We start from the raw sequence: 17428 nt of genomic DNA, 5'->3' as shown, positions 1-17428 counted from the left end.
AGCGCCGCGGCCGGGTAGCCGCGTCAAGGTCGCCATACCCTTGCGCATATACTCCCTCCAGTATATTCAAGCGGCTCAGCCGCCTACGCAAGCGCGGTACCGTGGTGTCCCGATGCCCCATTCGCCGGACGACAAGAAGCGTGCCCTGACGCGGCTGCGCCGCATCAGGGGCCAGGCCGAGGCGCTCGAACGGGCGATCGAGGCGGAGGCCGAATGCGGCGTGCTGCTGCAGCAGATCTCCGCGCTGCGCGGCGCCGCCGGCGGGCTGATGGCCGAGGTGCTCGACATCCACCTGCGCGAGAGCTTCGGGCACAGGATGCAAGAGGCCGGCGCCCGGCCCGCCGCGGACGACCTCGACGCGATCATGAAGATCCTGCGCACCTATCTGAAATAGCCGAAATTCGACCTCAAGAGGGAACATCCGATGAAATCGCGTGCCGCCGTCGCCTGGGAAGCCAAGAAGCCGCTGACCATCGAGACCATCGAGATCGGCGGGCCCAGGCCCGGCGAGGTGCTGGTCGAGATCATGGCGACCGGCGTGTGCCACACCGACGCCTACACGCTGGATGGGCTGGATTCCGAGGGCAAGTTCCCCGCCATTCTCGGCCATGAGGGCGCGGGCATCGTGCGCGAGATCGGCGCCGGCGTGACCTCCTTGAGGGTCGGCGACCACGTCATCCCGCTCTACACGCCGGAATGCCGGAGCTGCAAAACCTGCCTGTCGCAGCGCTCGAACCTGTGCACCTCGATCCGCGCCACCCAGGGACAGGGCCTGATGCCCGACCGTACCACCCGCTTCTCCTGCGATGGCGGCGAGATCTTCCACTATATGGGCTGCTCGACCTTCTCGAACTTCACCGTGCTGCCGGAGATCGCGCTGGCCAAGGTGCGCGAGGACGCCCCCTTCGACAAGATCTGCTACATCGGCTGCGGCGTCACCACCGGCATCGGCGCGGTGGTCTACACGGCCAAGGTGTGGCCCGGCGCCAATGTCGTGGTGTTCGGTCTCGGTGGCATCGGCCTCAACGTGATCCAGGGCGCCCGCATGGTCGGTGCCGACAGGATCATCGGCGTCGACATCAACCCGGCCAAGGTCGAGATGGCCAAAAAATTCGGCATGACCGACTTCATCAACCCGAAGGAGGTCGGCAACGACAAGGTGGTGCAGGCGATCCAGGACCTCACCGATGGCGGCGCCGACTTCACCTTCGACTGCACCGGCAATGTCAACGTGATGCGCCAGGCGCTGGAAGCCTGCCATCGCGGCTGGGGCACCTCCATCGTCATCGGCGTGGCGCCGGCGGGAGCGGAAATCTCCACCCGCCCGTTCCAGCTCGTCACCGGCCGCAACTGGCGCGGCTCGGCCTTCGGCGGCGCGCGCGGGCGCACCGACGTGCCGAAGATCGTCGACTGGTACATGGAGGGCAAGATCAACATCGACGACCTGATCACCCACACCATGCCGCTCGACGAGATCAACACCGCCTTCGACCTGATGCATGAGGGCAAGTCGATCCGTTCCGTGGTGATCTACTGATGGGCGCCCCAGTGATGGAAACGGTGTCGACGGCGAAGTCGCATGGCGGCGTGCAGGGCGTCTATCGGCACGAATCGAGGACGACCGGCACGCCGATGACCTTCGCCGTCTTCGTGCCGCCGCAGGCGGCCGACGGCCCGGTGCCGGTGCTGTGGTATCTCTCGGGCCTCACCTGCAGCCATGCCAATGTGATGGAGAAGGGCGAGTACCGGGCGGCCGCGGCGGCGCATGGCGTCATCGTCGTCGCGCCGGACACCAGCCCGCGCGGCGAGGAGGTGCCGGACGAGCCCGGCAACTGGCAGTTCGGCTCGGGCGCCGGCTTCTATCTCGACGCCACGCAGGCGCCCTATGCCGCGAACTACCGGATGTATTCCTACCTCCTGGAGGAACTCACCGCGCTGATCGCGGCCGAATTTCCGGCCGATATGAGCCGGCAGGGCATTTTCGGCCACTCCATGGGCGGGCATGGCGCGCTGACCATCGCGCTGAAGCATCCGGATCGCTTCGGGAGCTGCTCAGCCTTCGCGCCGATCGTCCAGCCGAGCACGGCCGACTGGTCGCGGCCGGCGCTGGAGAAATATCTCGGCCCGGACGAGCGGGCCTGGCGGGCCTATGACGCCGTGTCGCTGATCGAGGACGGCAGGCGCTTCCCGGAATTTCTGGTCGATCAGGGGTCGGCGGATCCGTTCCTGAACACCGGCCTGCGGCCCGAACTTCTGGTGCGGGCCTGTCAGGCCGCCGGCATCCCTCTCACGCTCACCATGCGCGAGGGCTACGACCACTCCTATTTCTTCATCTCCAGCTTCATGGCCGATCACATCGCCTGGCACGCCTCCCGCCTCAACCGATGAGGCGCGGCGGCGCCGCAGCGGGGCGGACGACTGCCGGGCGCGTCTGCAGGCGGGCTGGCGGGTGAGCGAGGCGGTCGGCGCGAGACATTCTCGCCCGGCCGCGCGCTTCCGCGCCCGGCGGCCGTGCGGAAGACCTGGAGAGGCCGGTGCGGGGGCGCCCTCAGCCCATCGGCATGCGACAGGCCATGGCTCCGGCAGAGCGAGGTTGTTTCCGCCGGGAATCGGGAATGCCTCGCACGACGCTCCCCGTGACTTGGAAGACAACCGTCAGTGCTTGCTTTGATAGCGCAGGACGCCGGCGGCGTCGGGGGTCATCAGATAGACGTCCCATTGCCCGGAAACCCGGCTCGGCGCTTCCACTTTCTGCGCCATCACGATGTGCCGCCCATCCGACCGTAAATTGATCGCGCCATAGACGGCGACGCTGCGCTCGATCTGCCCGAGCAGCGTGTCGACCTTCTTCTGCGCGCGGTCCCTTTCCGAACCGGGCGGCGTCGCGGCGAGCGCGGCTTGCGCGGTGAGCAATTGCTGACGGAAAACGAAGGGGTGCTTGATGACCTCTTTTGCCGAGCGCGCCAGCTCCGTCGAGAACACCAGCGGCCGGGCGCCGCGCCCCCAGCGACCGACCGCTCCCAGGGCATCGGCGCGAGGATGCGCGTGAGGCTCGTCATCACCGCTCGATATCACGGTCACCAGCGGATCGATGGCCTGCAGGAACAGGTCGGAGAAATCCGCGCTGCCATGGTGGCAGGCCTTGGCGACATCGGAGCGGAACAGCTTGCGCGCGCCTTCGATCACCGCCGGGCGATCCTCCTCGCGTGGCGGCATGGCATATCCGGTATAGTGGTTCAGCAGCCTGTGCTCGGCGGGGACGTTGAGATCGCCGCCGAGAAGCACCGAAATCTCGCCATAGACGAGACGCAGCACGACGGAATGGCCGTTCTTGGTCTTGCCGAGATCGCCGAACCAGGGCAGGCGCGGCGTGGGCCCCGAGAGGTCGAGCACCGGCGCCAGTACCTCGATCCTGAGGCCCGACGGCGTATTGCCGGGCGCGAAGCCCGGCAGATGGCGGTCGGCGGAGGAGACCGCCGTGGCCTCGCCGAGGCGGCCCGATGCCAGCAGCTCGTGCAGCATGTTCGGATAGATCTTCCGTCCGCGCCGCGCCGGATCGGACAGGAGGTCCTGGAGGGCGGCGTGGGTCTGGACGACGTCGGTGACGAAGCCGTCGGCGCGCGGCCCAAGCGGATGGGCGCCGCCGCGTTCGATCAGCCCGTTGTGATGCAGCGCCTCGAAGCGGATGTTCGCGTCGTCGAATATCGGTTGGAAACCTTTGTAGTGGTCCGAATCCGGATGGCTGATCACCGCCGCGGCGAAGGAGAAGGGGCGCTGGAAGCGGCCATAGCGCCAGCGCAGGAAGCGGTAGAGATTGTCCTCCATCCCCGCATCAACCAGAAGGTGCTGATCGTCCGGGGTCACCACCAGCGCGCCGTCACCCTGACCGATGTCGACAAACACGATTTCCAGAAGCCGTCGCGAGGAGAGATCGCCCGTCTTCATCCAGCCTTCGACATTGCGCGAAAAGACCGGCACCCATCCGCCGGCCTCCGGTCCCGTCAGGCGGACATGGTCGCCCCACAGCAGCTGCTTTCTGGCGGCGCCGCCAACGCCGTCATGAATGAAGGCGGTCGGGCAGCCTGCCACGAAGCGTGCATCATCGGCCATAGCGCGTCCCCCGCCGTGCGACGCCAACCAGCATGCCCCAAGGTCAAGACGATGGCCATGGGAATCGGCGGCCGGAACATGCATCCGCGCGGGAGTGGACGTTCGCACCCGGCAACAGGGCCGGACGGCGCGACGCCGGGACAGGACGCCGCTCAATGGCAGGCGGGGGGGCAACCTCCGCCAAGCCGCGAGCCCCCGCTCCCTCACCCCTCCCCCGCTTCCCGTATCCGCGTCGACGATACCGGCGATTTCAGCCCGTGCAGGAACACCCAGGCCGGCGGGCGCATGGTGGCCAGCGCGCCGGCCTCGCTCTCCGGGCGGCGCCAGCGGGCCAGCGCGCCGGCGGCCGGGCCCGCCATGGCGGGGAAGGTGCAGCCGGGCCGGTCGATCACCGCGATCGGCAGCAGCGCCGCCAGCTCCTTCCAGCGCTGCCAGCGCTGGAAGGAGGCGAGGTTGTCCGCCCCCATCAGCCAGACGAAATGCACCTGCGGAAACCGCCTCACCAGCGCCGCCACCGTGTCGTGGCTGAAGCGCGTGCCCAGCCCCGCCTCCAGCCCGGTCGGCAGCAGCGCGGGATGGTTCGCCACCGCGCGGGCCTGCGCCAGACGCCGGCCGAGCGGCGGCAGCGTCTGATTGTCCTTCAGCGGGTTTCCCGGCGTCACCAGCCACCACACACGGTCGAGCCGCAGGCGCTTGAGCGCCAGCAGGCTGGCGGCGCGGTGCGCCTCATGCGCCGGGTTGAAGCTGCCGCCATAGAGCCCGACGCGCATGCCCGCCGCCAGCGGGGGGATGCGCGCCTCGGCCGCAAGCCGTGCGCTCACGGGCGGATCTGGCCGGTGCCGCGCACCCGGTACTTGAAGGAGGTGAGCTGCTCGGCGCCCACCGGGCCGCGCGCGTGCATGCGGCCGGTGGCGATGCCGATCTCGCCGCCGAAACCGAACTCGCCGCCATCGGCGAACTGGGTCGAGGCGTTGTGCACCACGATGGCGGAATCGACCTCGTTCAGGAAGGTCTCGGCCACCGCCGCGTCCTCGGTCAGGATGGCGTCGGTGTGGTGCGAGCCATAGGTCTCGATATGGTCGATGGCGGCCGTCACGCCGTCCACCAGCTTCACCGAGATGACGGCGTCGAGATATTCGGTGCGCCAGTCCTCGTCCGTGGCCGGCGTCACCCGCGGGTCGACCGCCCGGGTGGCGGCGTCGCCGCGCACCGCGCAGCCCTCGTCCAGCAGCATGGTCACGAGCGGGGCGAGCAGCCGGCCGGCATCCGTGCGGTCGACCAGCAGCGTCTCGGCCGCCCCGCACACGCTGGTGCGGCGCAGCTTGGCGTTCTTCACGATGGACAGCGCCTTGGCGAGGTCGGCGCCCTTGTCGACATAGATGTGCACGAGGCCTTCCAGATGCGCGAAGACCGGCACCCGCGCCTCGCTCTGCACCCGGGCGACGAGGCTCTTGCCGCCGCGCGGCACGATGACGTCGAGCGTGCCGCCGAGCCCGGCCAGCATCTCGCCCACCGCCGCGCGGTCGCGGGTCGGCACGAGCTGGATGGCGTCGGCCGGCAGGCCGGCGCCGGCCAGCCCCTCGACCATGGCGGCATGGATGGCGCGCGAGGAATTGAAGCTGTCCGAGCCGCCGCGCAGGATCACCGCATTGCCGGCCTTCAGGCACAGGCCGCCGGCATCGGCGGTCACGTTGGGCCGGCTCTCATAGATCACGCCGACGACGCCGAGCGGGGTGCGCACGCGCTCGAGGCGCAGCCCGTTGGGGCGCTCCCAGCTCTCCGTCACCCGGCCGACCGGATCGGGCAGCTCGGCGATCTCGTCGACCGCGCGGGCGGTGCCCTCCAGCCGGGCGGCGTTCAGCGTCAGCCGGTCGATCATGGAGGCGCTCATGCCGGCGGCCTGCGCGGCCGCCACGTCCTCCGCATTGGCGGCGAGGATGTCGGCCGCGCGGGCGCGGATCGCCGCCGCCGCCGCCTTCAGCCCGGCGCGCTTGGTCTCGGCGGAGGCGAGGGCCAGCGTGCGGGCGGCGGCGCGGGCGCGCGTACCGATCTCCAGCATCAGCCCGTGCACATCCTCCGGCGCGCGCGGCACCGGCGCGCCGAGACGGGTCTCGGTGGCGGGGGCGGCACGCAGCGACGACGGGGCGGACATGGCTTCACTCACAGGTCATGAAACGGGCGCCCTATCTACCACAGGCGGGCGGTTCGGCGCCAAAACGAAATGGAACCGCCCGGCGCGGCTTTACCGGGCCCCGCCTTTACCCTATGCGACCGTCAGACTTGCCATTTGCCGCCGGACATCCGATGTCACGGCGGACCCGCCCCTGCCGATCCGCTTCCGCGAGGAGACCGGAACTCTTGCTGCGCGCCTTCGACATCTGCTGGGACGCCTTCTGGCGCTTCGTCGAGGACGACGGCTGGGCGATTTCCAGCCACATCGCGCTGTCGGCGCTGATGTCGCTGTTTCCCTTCCTCATCTTCGTCACCGCGCTGGCGGCATTCTTCGACTTCAAGAACCTCGCCGACGAGACGGTGCAGCTGATGCTGGAAGCCTGGCCGGCCCAGGTTGCCGATCCGATCGGGCGGGAGATCCGCAACGTGCTGACCCAGGTCCGCACCGACGTGCTGACTATCGGTGTCGTGCTCGCCATCTATTTCTCGTCCAACGGCATCGAGAGCCTGCGCATCGGCCTCAACCGCGCCTATGGCGTGCGCGAGGGGCGCTCCTGGTACTGGCTGCGCCTCGAATCGATCGGCTACGTGGTGGTCGGCGCCGCCGGGCTGCTGGCGCTGTCCTTCCTCGTCGTGCTGGGTCCGGTGCTGTGGCTCGCCGCCGTGCGCTACGTGCCGGCGCTGGAACCCTTCGGCTGGGTCATCACCTTCCTGCGCTACGCCGCCACCTCCGCCATCCTGGTCGTGGCGCTGGTGGTCGCGCATATGTGGCTGCCGGCCGGCCGGCGGACGCTGGCCGAGGTCGCCCCCGGCATCCTCGTCACGCTGGGCCTGTGGCTGGCCGCCGGCGCCGCCTTCGGCCGCTATCTCGCGGAATTCGCCAACAACTACGTCACCACCTATGCCGGCCTCGCCTCGGTGATGATCGCCCTGGTGTTCCTCTACACCACCGCCTCGATCTTCGTTTACGGCGGTGAACTCAACGCGGCGATCCGGCGCGCCCGCGAGGGACTTCCCTGATCCTTCCCGGCGGCATGGAACTTCCGCCCGTCATCGCCGCTTGACCGAGGTCAAGGCACGCCGACGCCAACGGTGTGGAATGGCGCTGACCTCGAGGAGGAGGCTCGCATGACGAACTACAACAAGCTCAAGATCGACGCCGGTGCATGGGTCGTGGTGTGCGACGGGCGCAAGGCCCTCATCCTGCGCAACGAGGGCGACGCCGTCTTTCCCAATCTGCGCACCCACGAAGTGCACGAGCAGGACAACCCGCCGACCCGCGCGCAGGGCACGGACGCGCCCGGACGCGTGCACGAATCGGCGAATGCGGGGCGCTCCTCGGTCGAGCCGACCGACTGGCACGAGGAGGCCGAGCGCGCCTTCATGCGTACCCTTGCCAACCGTCTCGAAGCCGCCGTCGCGGCGGGCGAGGCCAAGGCGATCGTGCTGGTCGCCGCCCCGCGCGCACTTGGCGCGCTGCGGCCGCATCTCGGCAAGGCGGTACAGGACGTCATCGTCGCCGAGGTCGACCGCGACATGGTCAAGCTGCCGATCTACGAGATCGAGGCGCATCTCGCCGCCTGAGCCGCGGCGCTCCGTTTGCTCGCGCCGCAAAGACGACTACGCTGCCCCGCCACCGGAACACCGGGGCGGGGTTTGCTTTTGCGGCGCGGGCACGGAGGCGCGCGACGCGGGAGCGGGCATTCGGGGGCGACGATGTGGGATTTCTCGATCGCGACCACGTTCGGGCTGGTGCTGCGCACCTGGCCCTTCGTGCTGCTGCGCCTGGTCGTCTATGCCGCCATCGCCGTCGGCTTCGTGCTCGGCACCGGCGTCGGCGTCGGAGCGGGGTGGGCCATCGGCCTCGCCTTCGGCGGCGACGGCCCGATCACCGGCGCGCTGATCGGCGGCGTGTGCGGCCTCGCCGTGGTGTTCGGCGTGCTGTGGTGGGTGCGCCAGTATCTCGTCTACATGATCAAGGCCGGCCATGTCGCGGCGATGGACGCGCTGCTGCGCGGCGGCGCCATTCCCGGCGGACAGGCGCAGATCGCCTATGCCGTCGCCACGGTCCAGGCGCGCTTCCTCGAAGTGAACGTGCTGTTCGCCATCGACCTGCTGATCCGCGGCACCGTGCGCGCCCTTGTCGGCCTCCTCAACATGCTCACCGGCTGGATCCCCGGCTTCCGCACGCTGAACGACTTCCTCAACGCCGTGCTGCGGGTGGCGCTCGGCCTCGTCGACGAGGTCATCCTCGCCTACATCATCCGGCGCGAGAACGACCCGCCGGCGGAGGCCGCGCGCGACGGGCTGGTGCTCTACGCCCAGAATGCCGGGCCGCTGATCCGCAACGCCGTCTGGATCGCGCTGTTCGAATATGCGGCGGCGGCGCTGATCTTCCTGATCCTGCTCGGCCCGGCGATCGGCCTTGCCTATGCGCTGCCGGGCGGTCTGACCGGCTTCGGCGTCGTCTTCGCCGCCATCGTCGCCTGGGCGCTCAAGGCGGCGCTGATCGAGCCGCTGGCCATCGCCGCCCTGCTGCAGGCCTACGACCTGGCCATTCGCGGCCAGGTGCCGGACCCGGAATGGACGGCGCGGCTCGACGGCGCCTCCTCCGCCTTCCGCGACCTCGCCGCCCGTGCGCCCCGGCCGCGCGCCGCGCCGCAGCCGACGTGAACCGATCGCCCGCTCGCCCGTAGTGACGGGAAAGCGACCCCACGCCGCCTCGACGGGAGACGCCGCATGAAGACCCTGTCCTTCTTCCGCCTGGTGATCGCGGTCGGGCTGTGCCTGGCCGTCGGCGCGCTCGGCTCGCTCGTCACCACGCCGAAGATCCCGACCTGGTACGCGGCGCTGGCCAAGCCCTCATGGACCCCGCCCGACGCGGTGTTCCCCATCGCCTGGACCACGCTCTACGTGCTGATGGCGGTGGCGCTGTGGCGGCTCTGGCAGCTTCACGCGCCCTCGCCGAAGCGCCGCCTCGCCGTCGGCCTGTGGTTCCTCCAGCTGGCGCTGAACGCGATCTGGTCGCCGGTCTTCTTCGGCATGGAGGCGGTGGGGGCCGCGCTCGCCGTGGTCGCCGCGCTGTGGCTGGCGATCGCCGCGACCATCTGGGCCTGCGCGCGGATCGACCGCATGGCGGCCGGGCTGCTGGTTCCCTATCTGGCGTGGGTATCCTATGCGACAGCCCTGAATGCTGCCATCCTCGCCCTGAACTAGAGTCGGCCCCGCGGGGTCGCCGGAGACTTCGATGGACCTCGTCACCATCGCCAAATTCGTGGTGCTGCCGATCGCGCTGGGTTCGGTCGCCCTGGTGCTGATCCTCGGCCTCGCCAACATGGCGCGCGGCGGCTCGCCGCTTCTCTCGCAGAAGCTGATGCAGTGGCGCGTGCTGCTGCAGGCGGTGGCGCTCTGCTTCGTGCTGATCACCATCGTATTGATGAACCGGGGCTGAGGCGGCCGCGCGTCATGGTGGTCCTCAACCGCATCTATACCCGCACCGGCGACGACGGCACCACGGCGCTGAGCACCGGCGAGCGGCGGGCGAAGCACGATCTGCGCGTGTCCGCCTATGGCACGGTGGACGAGACCAACGCCACCCTCGGCGTCGTGCGCCTGCACACCGGCGCCGCGCCGGCGCTCGCCGACATGGAGGCGATGCTCGCCCGCATCCAGAACGACCTGTTCGACCTCGGCGCCGATCTCGCCACGCCGGACACCGGTGCGGATCTCGGCTATGAGCCGCTGCGCATCGTCGCCTCTCAGGTCGACAAGCTGGAACGCGACATCGACACGCTCAACGCCCCGCTCAAGCCGCTGCGCTCCTTCGTGCTGCCGGCCGGCACCCCGGCTGCGGCGCATCTGCACGTCGCGCGCACCGTCTGCCGGCGCGCCGAGCGGCTGGTGGTCGAACTCGCCGGCCTGCCGGACGAGCGCGTCTCGCCGGCGGCGATGAAATATCTCAACCGCCTCTCCGACCTGCTCTTCGTCATGAGCCGCGCGGCGAATGCCCGCGCGGGCGGCGAGAAGGCCGGCGAGCAGACCGGCGACGTGCTCTGGGTCCCGGCCGCCGGGCGTGGCGACTGACGCGCGCCATGCTCATCCCCTTCAACGACGACAACCCGCTGGAGGGCATCACCCACGCCTATGTCACCTGGGCGATCATCGCGGTGAACGTGCTGGTGTTCCTGTTCGTCCAGCACGGCTACCGGCCGGAGCTCGACGTCGCCTCGGCCTTCGGCTACGGCGCCATACCCGCCGTCGTCACCCATGCCGCGGTGCTGCCGGACGAATATGTCCGCCTGCCCTCCGAGCTGACGCTGGTCAGCTACATGTTCCTGCATGGCGGCTGGCTGCATCTGGGCGGCAACATGGCCTTCCTCTGGGTGTTCGGCGACAATGTCGAGGACGCGCTCGGCCATCTGCGCTTCCTCGCCTTCTACCTGCTGTGCGGCATCGCCGGCGGCCTCGCCCATGCCCTCGCCGTGCCGGATTCGGCCTCGCCGCTGGTCGGCGCCTCGGCGGGAATCTCGGGGCTGGTCGGCGCCTATCTGATGCTGCACCCGAATGTGCGCCTCTGGGTGCTGATGTTCCTGCGCGTGCCCTTGCGCGTCCCGGCGATCTGGCCGCTCGGCGCCTGGATCGGCTTCCAGCTCTGGAGCCTGTTCATGTCCGGCGACGAGGAGACGGCGTGGTGGGCCCATGTCGCCGGCCTGATCACCGGCGCGGTGCTGATCGTGTTCATGCGGCGCCCGGGCGTGCCGCTCTGGGTGACGACGCGCGACGGCACGCCGGATACCCGCCCGCCGGTATGAAAGCCCCGCGCGCGGCGTTGACAGGCCCCAGGCCGAACCATAGTTTGCCGGCGTTTTCCGCAGGCCGACTGCGCCCTCCGCACCGCCCCAGGCGGCCCCTCCCGGCTCCCTGCCCGGCCTTGCGGCGGCGATCGCCTGCCCCGAATGCGGCTGCCAACGGCGATGCCCCGCGCATCCGCCGGAGGGGAGATAGGTGATGAAGATCCTGGTGCCCGTGAAGCGGGTGGTCGATTACAACGTCAAGATCCGGGTCAAGGCCGACGGCTCCGGCGTGGAGCTCGCCAACGTCAAGATGTCGATGAACCCCTTCGACGAGATCGCCGTCGAGGAGGCGCTCCGCCTGAAGGAGGCCGGCAAGGCGACCGAGGTCGTCGCCGTCTCCATCGGCCCGGCAAAGACCGACGAGACCATCCGCACCGCGCTCGCCATGGGCGCCGACCGCGGCATCTGGGTGAAGACCGACGAGGCCGGCATCGAGCCGCTCACCGTCGCCAAGCTCCTGAAGACGATCGTCGAGGCGGAAGGCCCGGGCCTCGTCATCCTCGGCAAGCAGGCCATCGACGACGACTGCAACCAGACCGGCCAGATGCTGGCCGCCCTGCTCGGCTGGCCGCAGGCGACCTTCGCCTCGCGGCTGGTGCTCGGCGAGGGCAGCGCCGAGGTGACGCGCGAGATCGACGGCGGCCTGCAGACGCTCGCCCTCGACCTGCCGGCGGTGCTGACCACCGACCTGCGCCTCAACGAGCCGCGCTATGCCAGCCTGCCCAACATCATGAAGGCGAAGAAGAAGCCGATCGAGGAGAAGGCCGCGGCCGATCTCGGCGTCGACCTCGCCCCCCGGCTGCAGGTGGTCTCCACCACCGAGCCGCCCGGCCGCACCGCCGGCATCAAGGTCGGCTCGCCGGCCGAACTGGTCGATCATCTCAAGAAGGCGGGAGTGCTCTGATCATGGCCGACAACCTGCCGACCCTGCTGTTCGCCGAACATGACGATCTGAGCCTGAACCCCGTCACCGCCCGCGCGCTCACCGCCGCGGCCGCGCTCGGCGCCCCGGTGCATGTGCTCGTGGTGGGCGAGAAGGCCCGCGCCGCCGCCGAGGCCGCCGCGAAGCTCGACGGCGTCGCCGAGGTACTGCTGGCCGACGGCCCGGCCTATGCCCACCGTCTGGCCGAGCCGGTGGCCGCGCTCGGCGTCGCGCTGGCCCCGGGCTATGGCGCGCTGATCGCCCCCTCCACCGCCGTGTGGAAAAGCGTGATGCCGCGTCTCGCCGCCCTCATCGACGTGATGCAGGTCTCCGACGTCATCGCCGTCGTCGCGCCCGACACGTTCGACCGGCCAATCTATGCCGGCAACGCCATCCAGCGCGTGCGCGCCACCGACGCGACGAAGGTGCTGACCATCCGCACCGCCTCCTTCGCCCCGGCCGGCGAGAGCGGGTCGGCGCCGATCCGGGCGATCGACCTCTCCGAGCCGTCGGCGCAGGCGCGCTTCGTGGCCGAGGAAATCGCCACCAGCGCCCGGCCCGAGCTCACCGCCGCCCGCATCATCGTCTCGGGCGGACGCGCCATCGGATCGGCGGAGAACTTCCACGCCGTGGTCGAGCCGCTGGCCGACGTGCTCGGCGCGGCGGTCGGCGCCTCGCGCGCGGCGGTCGATGCCGGCTTCGCCCCGAACGACTGGCAGGTCGGCCAGACCGGCAAGGTGGTGGCGCCCGACCTCTACATCGCGCTCGGCATTTCCGGCGCCATCCAGCATCTGGCCGGCATGAAGGATTCCAAGGTCATCGTGGCGGTGAACAAGGACGAGGAGGCGCCGATCTTCCAGGTGGCCGATTACGGCCTGGTCGGCGACCTGTTCGAGATCGTGCCGGCGCTGAAGGCGGAAATAGCTAAGGCAAAAGCCTGACGGGACACTATACTGCCGCCGTCAGCGTGGGGCAGAACGGACGTAGCGATGGCTTTCGAGATCAAGCGTGTCGGCATTATCGGTGCCGGCCAGATGGGTAACGGCATCGCGCATGTGTGCGCCCTTGCCGGCTACGACGTGGTGCTGAACGACCTGCAGGCCGACCGCATCAAGTCCAGCCTCGCCACGATCAACGGCAACATGTCCCGGCAGGCGGCCAAGGGCCTCTATGGCGAGGACGAGAAGAAGGCCGCGCTCGCCCGCATTCACGGCACCGACCAGACTTCCGACCTCGCCGATGTCGACCTCGTCGTCGAGGCGGCGGTCGAGAAGGAGGAGGTCAAGCGCAAGATCTTCTCCTCCATCTGCCCGTTCCTGAAGCCGGAGGCGATTCTCGCCACCAACACCTCCTCGATCTCGATCACCCGGCTGGCCGCCTCGACCGACCGGCCGGAACGCTTCATCGGCATTCACTTCATGAATCCGGTGCCGCTGATGCAGCTGGTCGAGCTGGTGCGCGGCATCGCCACCGAGGACGAGACCTTCGAGCTGTCCAAGGCCTTCATCACCCGGCTGGGCAAGACCTATGCGGTGGCGGAGGATTTCCCCGCCTTCATGGTCAACCGCATCCTGCTGCCGATGATCAACGAGGCGATCTACACGCTCTATGAGGGCGTCGGCTCGGTGGACGCCATCGACACCGCCATGCGGCTGGGCGCCAACCACCCGATGGGCCCGCTGCAGCTCGCCGACTTCATCGGCCTCGACACCTGCCTGTCGATCATGCAGGTGCTGCATGAGGGGCTGGCCGACAGCAAGTACCGGCCCTGCCCGCTGCTGGTGAAATATGTCGAGGCCGGCTGGCTCGGCCGCAAGACCCAGCGCGGCTTCTACGACTACCGCGGCGAGAAGCCGGTGCCGACAAGATAGAGGCGGGGCACGCCGACACGGCCGGTCATTCCGGCCGCAGCGTAGCATTCGGCTCCCGTCATCCCGGACGGCCGCAGGCCGATCCGGGATCGCCGGACAATGGAGAGCGCTCCCGGCTCTCCCGGCGCGCGGCCGCGATGACGGCGGGAAGCGCGTCCCCTACCCCATCTTCCCCCGCACCCACCGCGCCGGCCGCCCGTCGATCGCCGCCAGGCCCAGCGCGATGATGGCGAAGCCGAGGAATTCGCGCGGCTCCAGCGCCTCGCCGAGGATCAGCGCGCCGAGCAGGATGGCGCTGACCGGCACGAGGAAGGTGACGAGCGAGATGTTGGTCGCCCCGTTGCGCGCCAGAATGCGGAAATACAGGATATAGGCGATGCCGGTGGAGAGCACGCCGAGGCCCGCCAGCGCGCCGAACACCGGCAGCGAGGGCACCGGCAGGAGCCAGGGCCGGTCGATCAGCAGCACGGCGGGCAGCAGCAGCACGCTGGAGGTGGCGAGCTGCGCCATGGCGACGCCGAGCGGCGGCAGATGGCGGAAGCGCCGGCCATAGACGCTGGCGAAGCCGTAGGACACCGTCGCGCCGATGGCCGCGAGCTGCGCCGGCAGATGGTGTCCGCCGAGCTGGCCGAGCAGCGCCGGCCCCATCATCAGCGCCACGCCGGTGAAGCCGAGCACCACCCCGACCAGCTTGCCGGCGGTGAACTTCTCGTCATGGGTGAAGGCCTGCGCCACCAGCACGGTGAAGAGCGGCGTCGCGGCGTTGAGGATGGAGGACAGCCCGCTCGGAATGTGCTGCTGCGACCAGGCGATGAGCCCGAACGGGATGATGTTGGCGATGATCGCCAGCACCACGAACTCGCCGACGAGGCCGCGGTTCAGCGGCATGTGGATGCCGCGCGCGCGGGCGATGACGAACAGCGCCAGCGCGCCGATGGCGACGCGGGTCAGCACCATGGTGAGCGGCGGCACTTCCTGCACCGCCACCTTGCCGAAGAAGAACGAGCCGCCCCAGATCAGCGCGAGGAGCACCAGCGCGCCCCAGTCGGCGGCGGCCATCGGCAGCGGGCCGGCGACGGAGGTGGCGAGCCCGGTGCGGGCGACGGGCTCCGAGGCGGACATGGAAGGCTCCTGCGACGCGTGGAGCGGCCTTTTAGTCCCTCGCGCGGCCGGGCGCCACCCGTTTCCGCCGGGCGGCGCCCGCTATGGCCCCGCCGCCGCCTCGGCCAGCGCCGCCTTCACCAGCGCCTGCGCGTCCGCGCTCGCCCATTCCGCCGGCCCGGCGATGTGGCCGATCTCGCAGCCCTGCGCGTCGATCAGCATGGTGGTCGGCAGGCCGAAGCCGCGCCCGACCACGCGCAGATCCTGGAAGGCCTGCGCCTTGGGGTCGGTGTAGAGCACGAGGTTCTTGATGCCGGTCTCCTCGAAGAAGGTCTTCGGCTTGGCCGGATCGCGCGTGTCGATGTTCACCGTCACCACCTCGAAGCCGGGCTTGCCCGCGCCGCCCCGGGTGCCGAGCATCGCCTGCAGTTCATCCAGCGCCGGCATCTCCTTGCGGCAGGGCACGCACCAGGTGGCCCAGATGTTGACCAGCTTGAGCCCGTCGCCGCCGACCTGCGCGAGCGTCGTCGGCTGGCCATCCGGCCCGATCAGGGCGAGGTCGGGAATGCGGGTCGGCTTCTCGGTGGGGGCGAAGGCGGCGAGTTCGCCGGTGGCAAGGGTCGCGAGCCGCCGGCCGATGTCGCTCGCCGCCTGGCAGGCGGCCTCGGCGGCGAGCGGCGGCGAGGCCGTATCGGCCGCCGGCGCGAGCGGCACCGTCGCAACGGCGTTGCGCGCCCCGCCCCCGATCCCGTATACGCCTGCCAGCCCGGCGATGGCGCCCAGAAGGATCGCGGCCGCCACGATGAGGGCGAACCGCCCCTTGGGGCGCAGCGGACCCTCGTTCTCGGGTCCCGTCGCGTCCTCAGGTCGTTCGGTCATGGCCGTCCTCGGAGATCAGTCAGCATGAGCAACAAGATGTGGGGCGGCCGTTTCGAGACCGGTCCCGATGCGATCATGGAGGAGATAAACGCCTCCATCGGTTTCGACCAGCGCCTGTATGCGCAGGACATTGCGGGGTCGAAGGCACATGCCTCGATGCTGGCGGCCCAGGGGATCATCGACAAGGCTGATGCCGAAAAGATCGTCGCCGGTCTAGACACGATCCTGTCAGAGATCGAGAAGGGCGACTTCACCTTCCAGCGCGCGCTGGAGGACATCCACATGAACGTGGAATCGCGCCTCGCCACGCTGCTCGGCCCGGCAGCCGGGCGGCTGCACACCGCGCGCTCGCGCAACGACCAGGTGGCGACCGACTTCCGGCTCTATGTGCGCGACACCATCGACACGCTCGACGCCCAGCTCAAGGATCTCCAGCAGGCGCTGGTCGAGAAGGCGCTCATCCATTCCGGCACGGTGATGCCCGGATTCACCCATCTGCAGACCGCGCAGCCCGTGACCTTCGGCCACCATCTGCTGGCCTATGTCGAGATGCTCGGGCGCGACCGCAGCCGCTTCAAGGATGCCCGCGCGCGGCTCAACGAGTGCCCGCTCGGCGCCGCCGCGCTGGCCGGCACCTCGTTCCCGATCGACCGCTTCGCCACCGCCAGCAGCCTCGGCTTCGACCGGCCGACGGCGAACTCGCTCGATTCGGTCTCGGATCGCGACTTCGTGCTGGAGACGCTGGCCTCCGCCTCGATCTGCGCCATGCACCTCTCCCGCTTCGCCGAGGAGATCGTGATCTGGACCTCGCCGCTGACCGGCCTGCTCAAGCTCTCCGACCGCTTCACCACCGGCTCCTCGATCATGCCGCAGAAGCGCAACCCGGACGCCGCCGAGCTGGTGCGCGCCAAGATCGGCCGCATCGCCGGCGCCTTCGCGGGCCTGCTCATGGTGATGAAGGGCCTGGCGCTCGCCTATGCCAAGGACATGCAGGAGGACAAGGAAGGCGCCTTCGACGCGCTCTCCACCCTCTCGCTGATGATCGCGGCCACGAGCGGCATGGTGCGCGACATGGTGCCGAACGAGAAGCGCATGAAGGACGCCGCCGGCGGCGGCTATTCCACCGCCACCGATCTGGCCGACTGGCTGGTGCGCGTGCTCGGCCTGCCCTTCCGCGAGGCGCACCACGTCACCGGCCGCATCGTCGCGCTGGCCTCCGCCAAGGATGCGCCGCTGCACAAGCTCAGCCTCGACGAGATGCAGGCGGTCGAGCCGCGCATCACCAAGGAGGTGTTCGGCGTGCTCTCGGTGGCGAAGTCGGTGGCGAGCCGCGTTTCCTATGGCGGCACCGCCCCGAAGAACGTCCGCGCCCAGGCCAAGCGCTGGCTGAAGCAGCTGGCGAAATAGGCCGGACCGGCATCCCGGCCGCGCATCGCGAGAGCCGGGATCGCGCGCCATTCTGGAGCGGAAAGCGCTCCCGGATCGGCCTGCGGCCGTCCGGGATGACAGGTTACGGCGAC

19 protein-coding genes are annotated in these 17428 nt (G+C 69.8%); 14 read left to right on the top strand and 5 right to left on the bottom strand.

Going from position 1 to position 17428, the window contains the following annotated elements:
- The first annotated feature begins 112 nt into the window (after positions 1 to 112).
- Genes AC1PZ7_RS04920 through fghA form a run of 3 tightly spaced genes read left to right on the top strand, consistent with a single transcriptional unit; the run spans position 113 to position 2388 of the window.
- Positions 113 to 394: a metal/formaldehyde-sensitive transcriptional repressor gene (locus tag AC1PZ7_RS04920; protein WP_482358390.1), complete on the top strand. Its 282-nt coding sequence runs from the start codon at positions 113 to 115 to the stop codon at positions 392 to 394.
- A gap of 30 nt (positions 395 to 424) precedes the next feature.
- Complete coding sequence (locus tag AC1PZ7_RS04915) at positions 425 to 1537, top strand: S-(hydroxymethyl)glutathione dehydrogenase/class III alcohol dehydrogenase (RefSeq protein ID WP_482358389.1); 1113 nt, start codon at positions 425 to 427, stop codon at positions 1535 to 1537.
- Positions 1538 to 1551: 14 nt separating this feature from the next.
- Complete coding sequence (fghA, locus tag AC1PZ7_RS04910) at positions 1552 to 2388, top strand: S-formylglutathione hydrolase (protein ID WP_482359569.1); 837 nt, start codon at positions 1552 to 1554, stop codon at positions 2386 to 2388.
- Positions 2389 to 2655: 267 nt separating this feature from the next.
- Here the strand turns inward: fghA and AC1PZ7_RS04905 are convergent, their stop codons facing one another.
- From AC1PZ7_RS04905 to AC1PZ7_RS04895, 3 genes are all read right to left on the bottom strand, one after another.
- Positions 2656 to 4110, bottom strand: coding sequence for a ComEC/Rec2 family competence protein (locus AC1PZ7_RS04905; RefSeq protein WP_482358388.1), 1455 nt, complete (start codon positions 4108 to 4110; stop codon positions 2656 to 2658).
- Positions 4111 to 4313: 203 nt separating this feature from the next.
- The gene (locus tag AC1PZ7_RS04900; protein WP_482358387.1) at positions 4314 to 4931 is read right to left on the bottom strand and encodes a nicotinate-nucleotide adenylyltransferase; all 618 of its coding nucleotides are present in this window, start codon (positions 4929 to 4931) and stop codon (positions 4314 to 4316) included.
- Positions 4928 to 6169: a glutamate-5-semialdehyde dehydrogenase gene (locus AC1PZ7_RS04895; protein WP_482359568.1), complete on the bottom strand. Its 1242-nt coding sequence runs from the start codon at positions 6167 to 6169 to the stop codon at positions 4928 to 4930. Before AC1PZ7_RS04895 ends, AC1PZ7_RS04900 begins: the two co-directional genes overlap by 4 nt.
- A 299-nt stretch (positions 6170 to 6468) precedes the next feature.
- On the opposite strand from AC1PZ7_RS04895, the gene AC1PZ7_RS04890 reads away from it, so the two are divergent.
- The 10 genes from AC1PZ7_RS04890 (at position 6469) to AC1PZ7_RS04845 (ending at position 13928) form a co-directional block, all read left to right on the top strand.
- The gene (locus tag AC1PZ7_RS04890; RefSeq protein WP_482358386.1) at positions 6469 to 7302 is read left to right on the top strand and encodes a YihY/virulence factor BrkB family protein; all 834 of its coding nucleotides are present in this window, start codon (positions 6469 to 6471) and stop codon (positions 7300 to 7302) included.
- A 108-nt stretch (positions 7303 to 7410) separates the two neighbouring features.
- Positions 7411 to 7866, top strand: a complete 456-nt coding sequence (locus AC1PZ7_RS04885; protein ID WP_482358385.1) for a baeRF12 domain-containing protein — start codon at positions 7411 to 7413, stop codon at positions 7864 to 7866.
- Positions 7867 to 7998: 132 nt separating this feature from the next.
- Positions 7999 to 8955, top strand: a complete 957-nt coding sequence (locus AC1PZ7_RS04880) for a hypothetical protein (protein WP_482358384.1) — start codon at positions 7999 to 8001, stop codon at positions 8953 to 8955.
- A 66-nt stretch (positions 8956 to 9021) separates the two neighbouring features.
- Complete coding sequence (locus AC1PZ7_RS04875; RefSeq protein ID WP_482358383.1) at positions 9022 to 9498, top strand: TspO/MBR family protein; 477 nt, start codon at positions 9022 to 9024, stop codon at positions 9496 to 9498.
- Positions 9499 to 9529: 31 nt separating this feature from the next.
- The gene (locus AC1PZ7_RS04870; protein WP_482358382.1) at positions 9530 to 9733 is read left to right on the top strand and encodes a twin transmembrane helix small protein; all 204 of its coding nucleotides are present in this window, start codon (positions 9530 to 9532) and stop codon (positions 9731 to 9733) included.
- 14 nt (positions 9734 to 9747) lie between these two features.
- A complete protein-coding gene (locus AC1PZ7_RS04865; protein WP_482358381.1) occupies positions 9748 to 10365 on the top strand; it encodes a cob(I)yrinic acid a,c-diamide adenosyltransferase in 618 nt (205 codons plus the stop codon).
- An 8-nt stretch (positions 10366 to 10373) separates the two neighbouring features.
- Positions 10374 to 11093 carry a rhomboid family intramembrane serine protease gene (locus AC1PZ7_RS04860; protein ID WP_482358380.1) on the top strand — a complete coding sequence of 240 codons (720 nt, stop codon included), beginning with the start codon at positions 10374 to 10376 and terminating at the stop codon, positions 11091 to 11093.
- A gap of 196 nt (positions 11094 to 11289) precedes the next feature.
- Positions 11290 to 12039: an electron transfer flavoprotein subunit beta/FixA family protein gene (locus tag AC1PZ7_RS04855; protein ID WP_482358379.1), complete on the top strand. Its 750-nt coding sequence runs from the start codon at positions 11290 to 11292 to the stop codon at positions 12037 to 12039.
- A gap of 14 nt (positions 12040 to 12053) precedes the next feature.
- Complete coding sequence (locus AC1PZ7_RS04850; protein ID WP_482359567.1) at positions 12054 to 12998, top strand: electron transfer flavoprotein subunit alpha/FixB family protein; 945 nt, start codon at positions 12054 to 12056, stop codon at positions 12996 to 12998.
- Between the two features lie 48 nt (positions 12999 to 13046).
- Positions 13047 to 13928: a 3-hydroxybutyryl-CoA dehydrogenase gene (locus AC1PZ7_RS04845; protein WP_482358378.1), complete on the top strand. Its 882-nt coding sequence runs from the start codon at positions 13047 to 13049 to the stop codon at positions 13926 to 13928.
- 159 nt (positions 13929 to 14087) lie between these two features.
- Here the strand turns inward: AC1PZ7_RS04845 and AC1PZ7_RS04840 are convergent, their stop codons facing one another.
- A complete protein-coding gene (locus tag AC1PZ7_RS04840; RefSeq protein WP_482358377.1) occupies positions 14088 to 15050 on the bottom strand; it encodes a DMT family transporter in 963 nt (320 codons plus the stop codon).
- An 81-nt stretch (positions 15051 to 15131) separates the two neighbouring features.
- Positions 15132 to 15908, bottom strand: coding sequence for a thiol:disulfide interchange protein TlpA (gene tlpA / locus AC1PZ7_RS04835; protein WP_482358376.1), 777 nt, complete (start codon positions 15906 to 15908; stop codon positions 15132 to 15134).
- A gap of 24 nt (positions 15909 to 15932) precedes the next feature.
- Here tlpA and argH point away from each other — a divergent pair, with 24 nt between their 5' ends.
- Positions 15933 to 17315, top strand: coding sequence for an argininosuccinate lyase (gene argH / locus AC1PZ7_RS04830; RefSeq protein WP_482358375.1), 1383 nt, complete (start codon positions 15933 to 15935; stop codon positions 17313 to 17315).
- The last annotated feature ends 113 nt before the right edge of the window (positions 17316 to 17428 follow it).

It is taken from the genome of Ancylobacter sp. TW_SC_1, assembly GCF_056836805.1.
Note: the sequence above shows the minus strand (reverse complement) of the source record. Positions and strands in the feature narration are given on the sequence as shown.

Coding starts and splice junctions, on each gene's coding strand:
- AC1PZ7_RS04870 (WP_482358382.1), top strand. CDS start 9,530: ATGGACCTCGTCACCATCGCCAAATTCGTGGTGCTGCCGATCGCGCTG.
- AC1PZ7_RS04915 (WP_482358389.1), top strand. CDS start 425: ATGAAATCGCGTGCCGCCGTCGCCTGGGAAGCCAAGAAGCCGCTGACC.
- fghA (WP_482359569.1), top strand. CDS start 1,552: ATGGAAACGGTGTCGACGGCGAAGTCGCATGGCGGCGTGCAGGGCGTC.
- AC1PZ7_RS04920 (WP_482358390.1), top strand. CDS start 113: ATGCCCCATTCGCCGGACGACAAGAAGCGTGCCCTGACGCGGCTGCGC.
- AC1PZ7_RS04840 (WP_482358377.1), bottom strand. CDS start 15,050: ATGTCCGCCTCGGAGCCCGTCGCCCGCACCGGGCTCGCCACCTCCGTC.
- tlpA (WP_482358376.1), bottom strand. CDS start 15,908: ATGACCGAACGACCTGAGGACGCGACGGGACCCGAGAACGAGGGTCCG.
- AC1PZ7_RS04860 (WP_482358380.1), top strand. CDS start 10,374: ATGCTCATCCCCTTCAACGACGACAACCCGCTGGAGGGCATCACCCAC.
- AC1PZ7_RS04875 (WP_482358383.1), top strand. CDS start 9,022: ATGAAGACCCTGTCCTTCTTCCGCCTGGTGATCGCGGTCGGGCTGTGC.
- AC1PZ7_RS04905 (WP_482358388.1), bottom strand. CDS start 4,110: ATGGCCGATGATGCACGCTTCGTGGCAGGCTGCCCGACCGCCTTCATT.
- AC1PZ7_RS04865 (WP_482358381.1), top strand. CDS start 9,748: ATGGTGGTCCTCAACCGCATCTATACCCGCACCGGCGACGACGGCACC.
- argH (WP_482358375.1), top strand. CDS start 15,933: ATGAGCAACAAGATGTGGGGCGGCCGTTTCGAGACCGGTCCCGATGCG.
- AC1PZ7_RS04855 (WP_482358379.1), top strand. CDS start 11,290: ATGAAGATCCTGGTGCCCGTGAAGCGGGTGGTCGATTACAACGTCAAG.
- AC1PZ7_RS04845 (WP_482358378.1), top strand. CDS start 13,047: ATGGCTTTCGAGATCAAGCGTGTCGGCATTATCGGTGCCGGCCAGATG.
- AC1PZ7_RS04885 (WP_482358385.1), top strand. CDS start 7,411: ATGACGAACTACAACAAGCTCAAGATCGACGCCGGTGCATGGGTCGTG.
- AC1PZ7_RS04895 (WP_482359568.1), bottom strand. CDS start 6,169: ATGCTGGAGATCGGTACGCGCGCCCGCGCCGCCGCCCGCACGCTGGCC.
- AC1PZ7_RS04880 (WP_482358384.1), top strand. CDS start 7,999: ATGTGGGATTTCTCGATCGCGACCACGTTCGGGCTGGTGCTGCGCACC.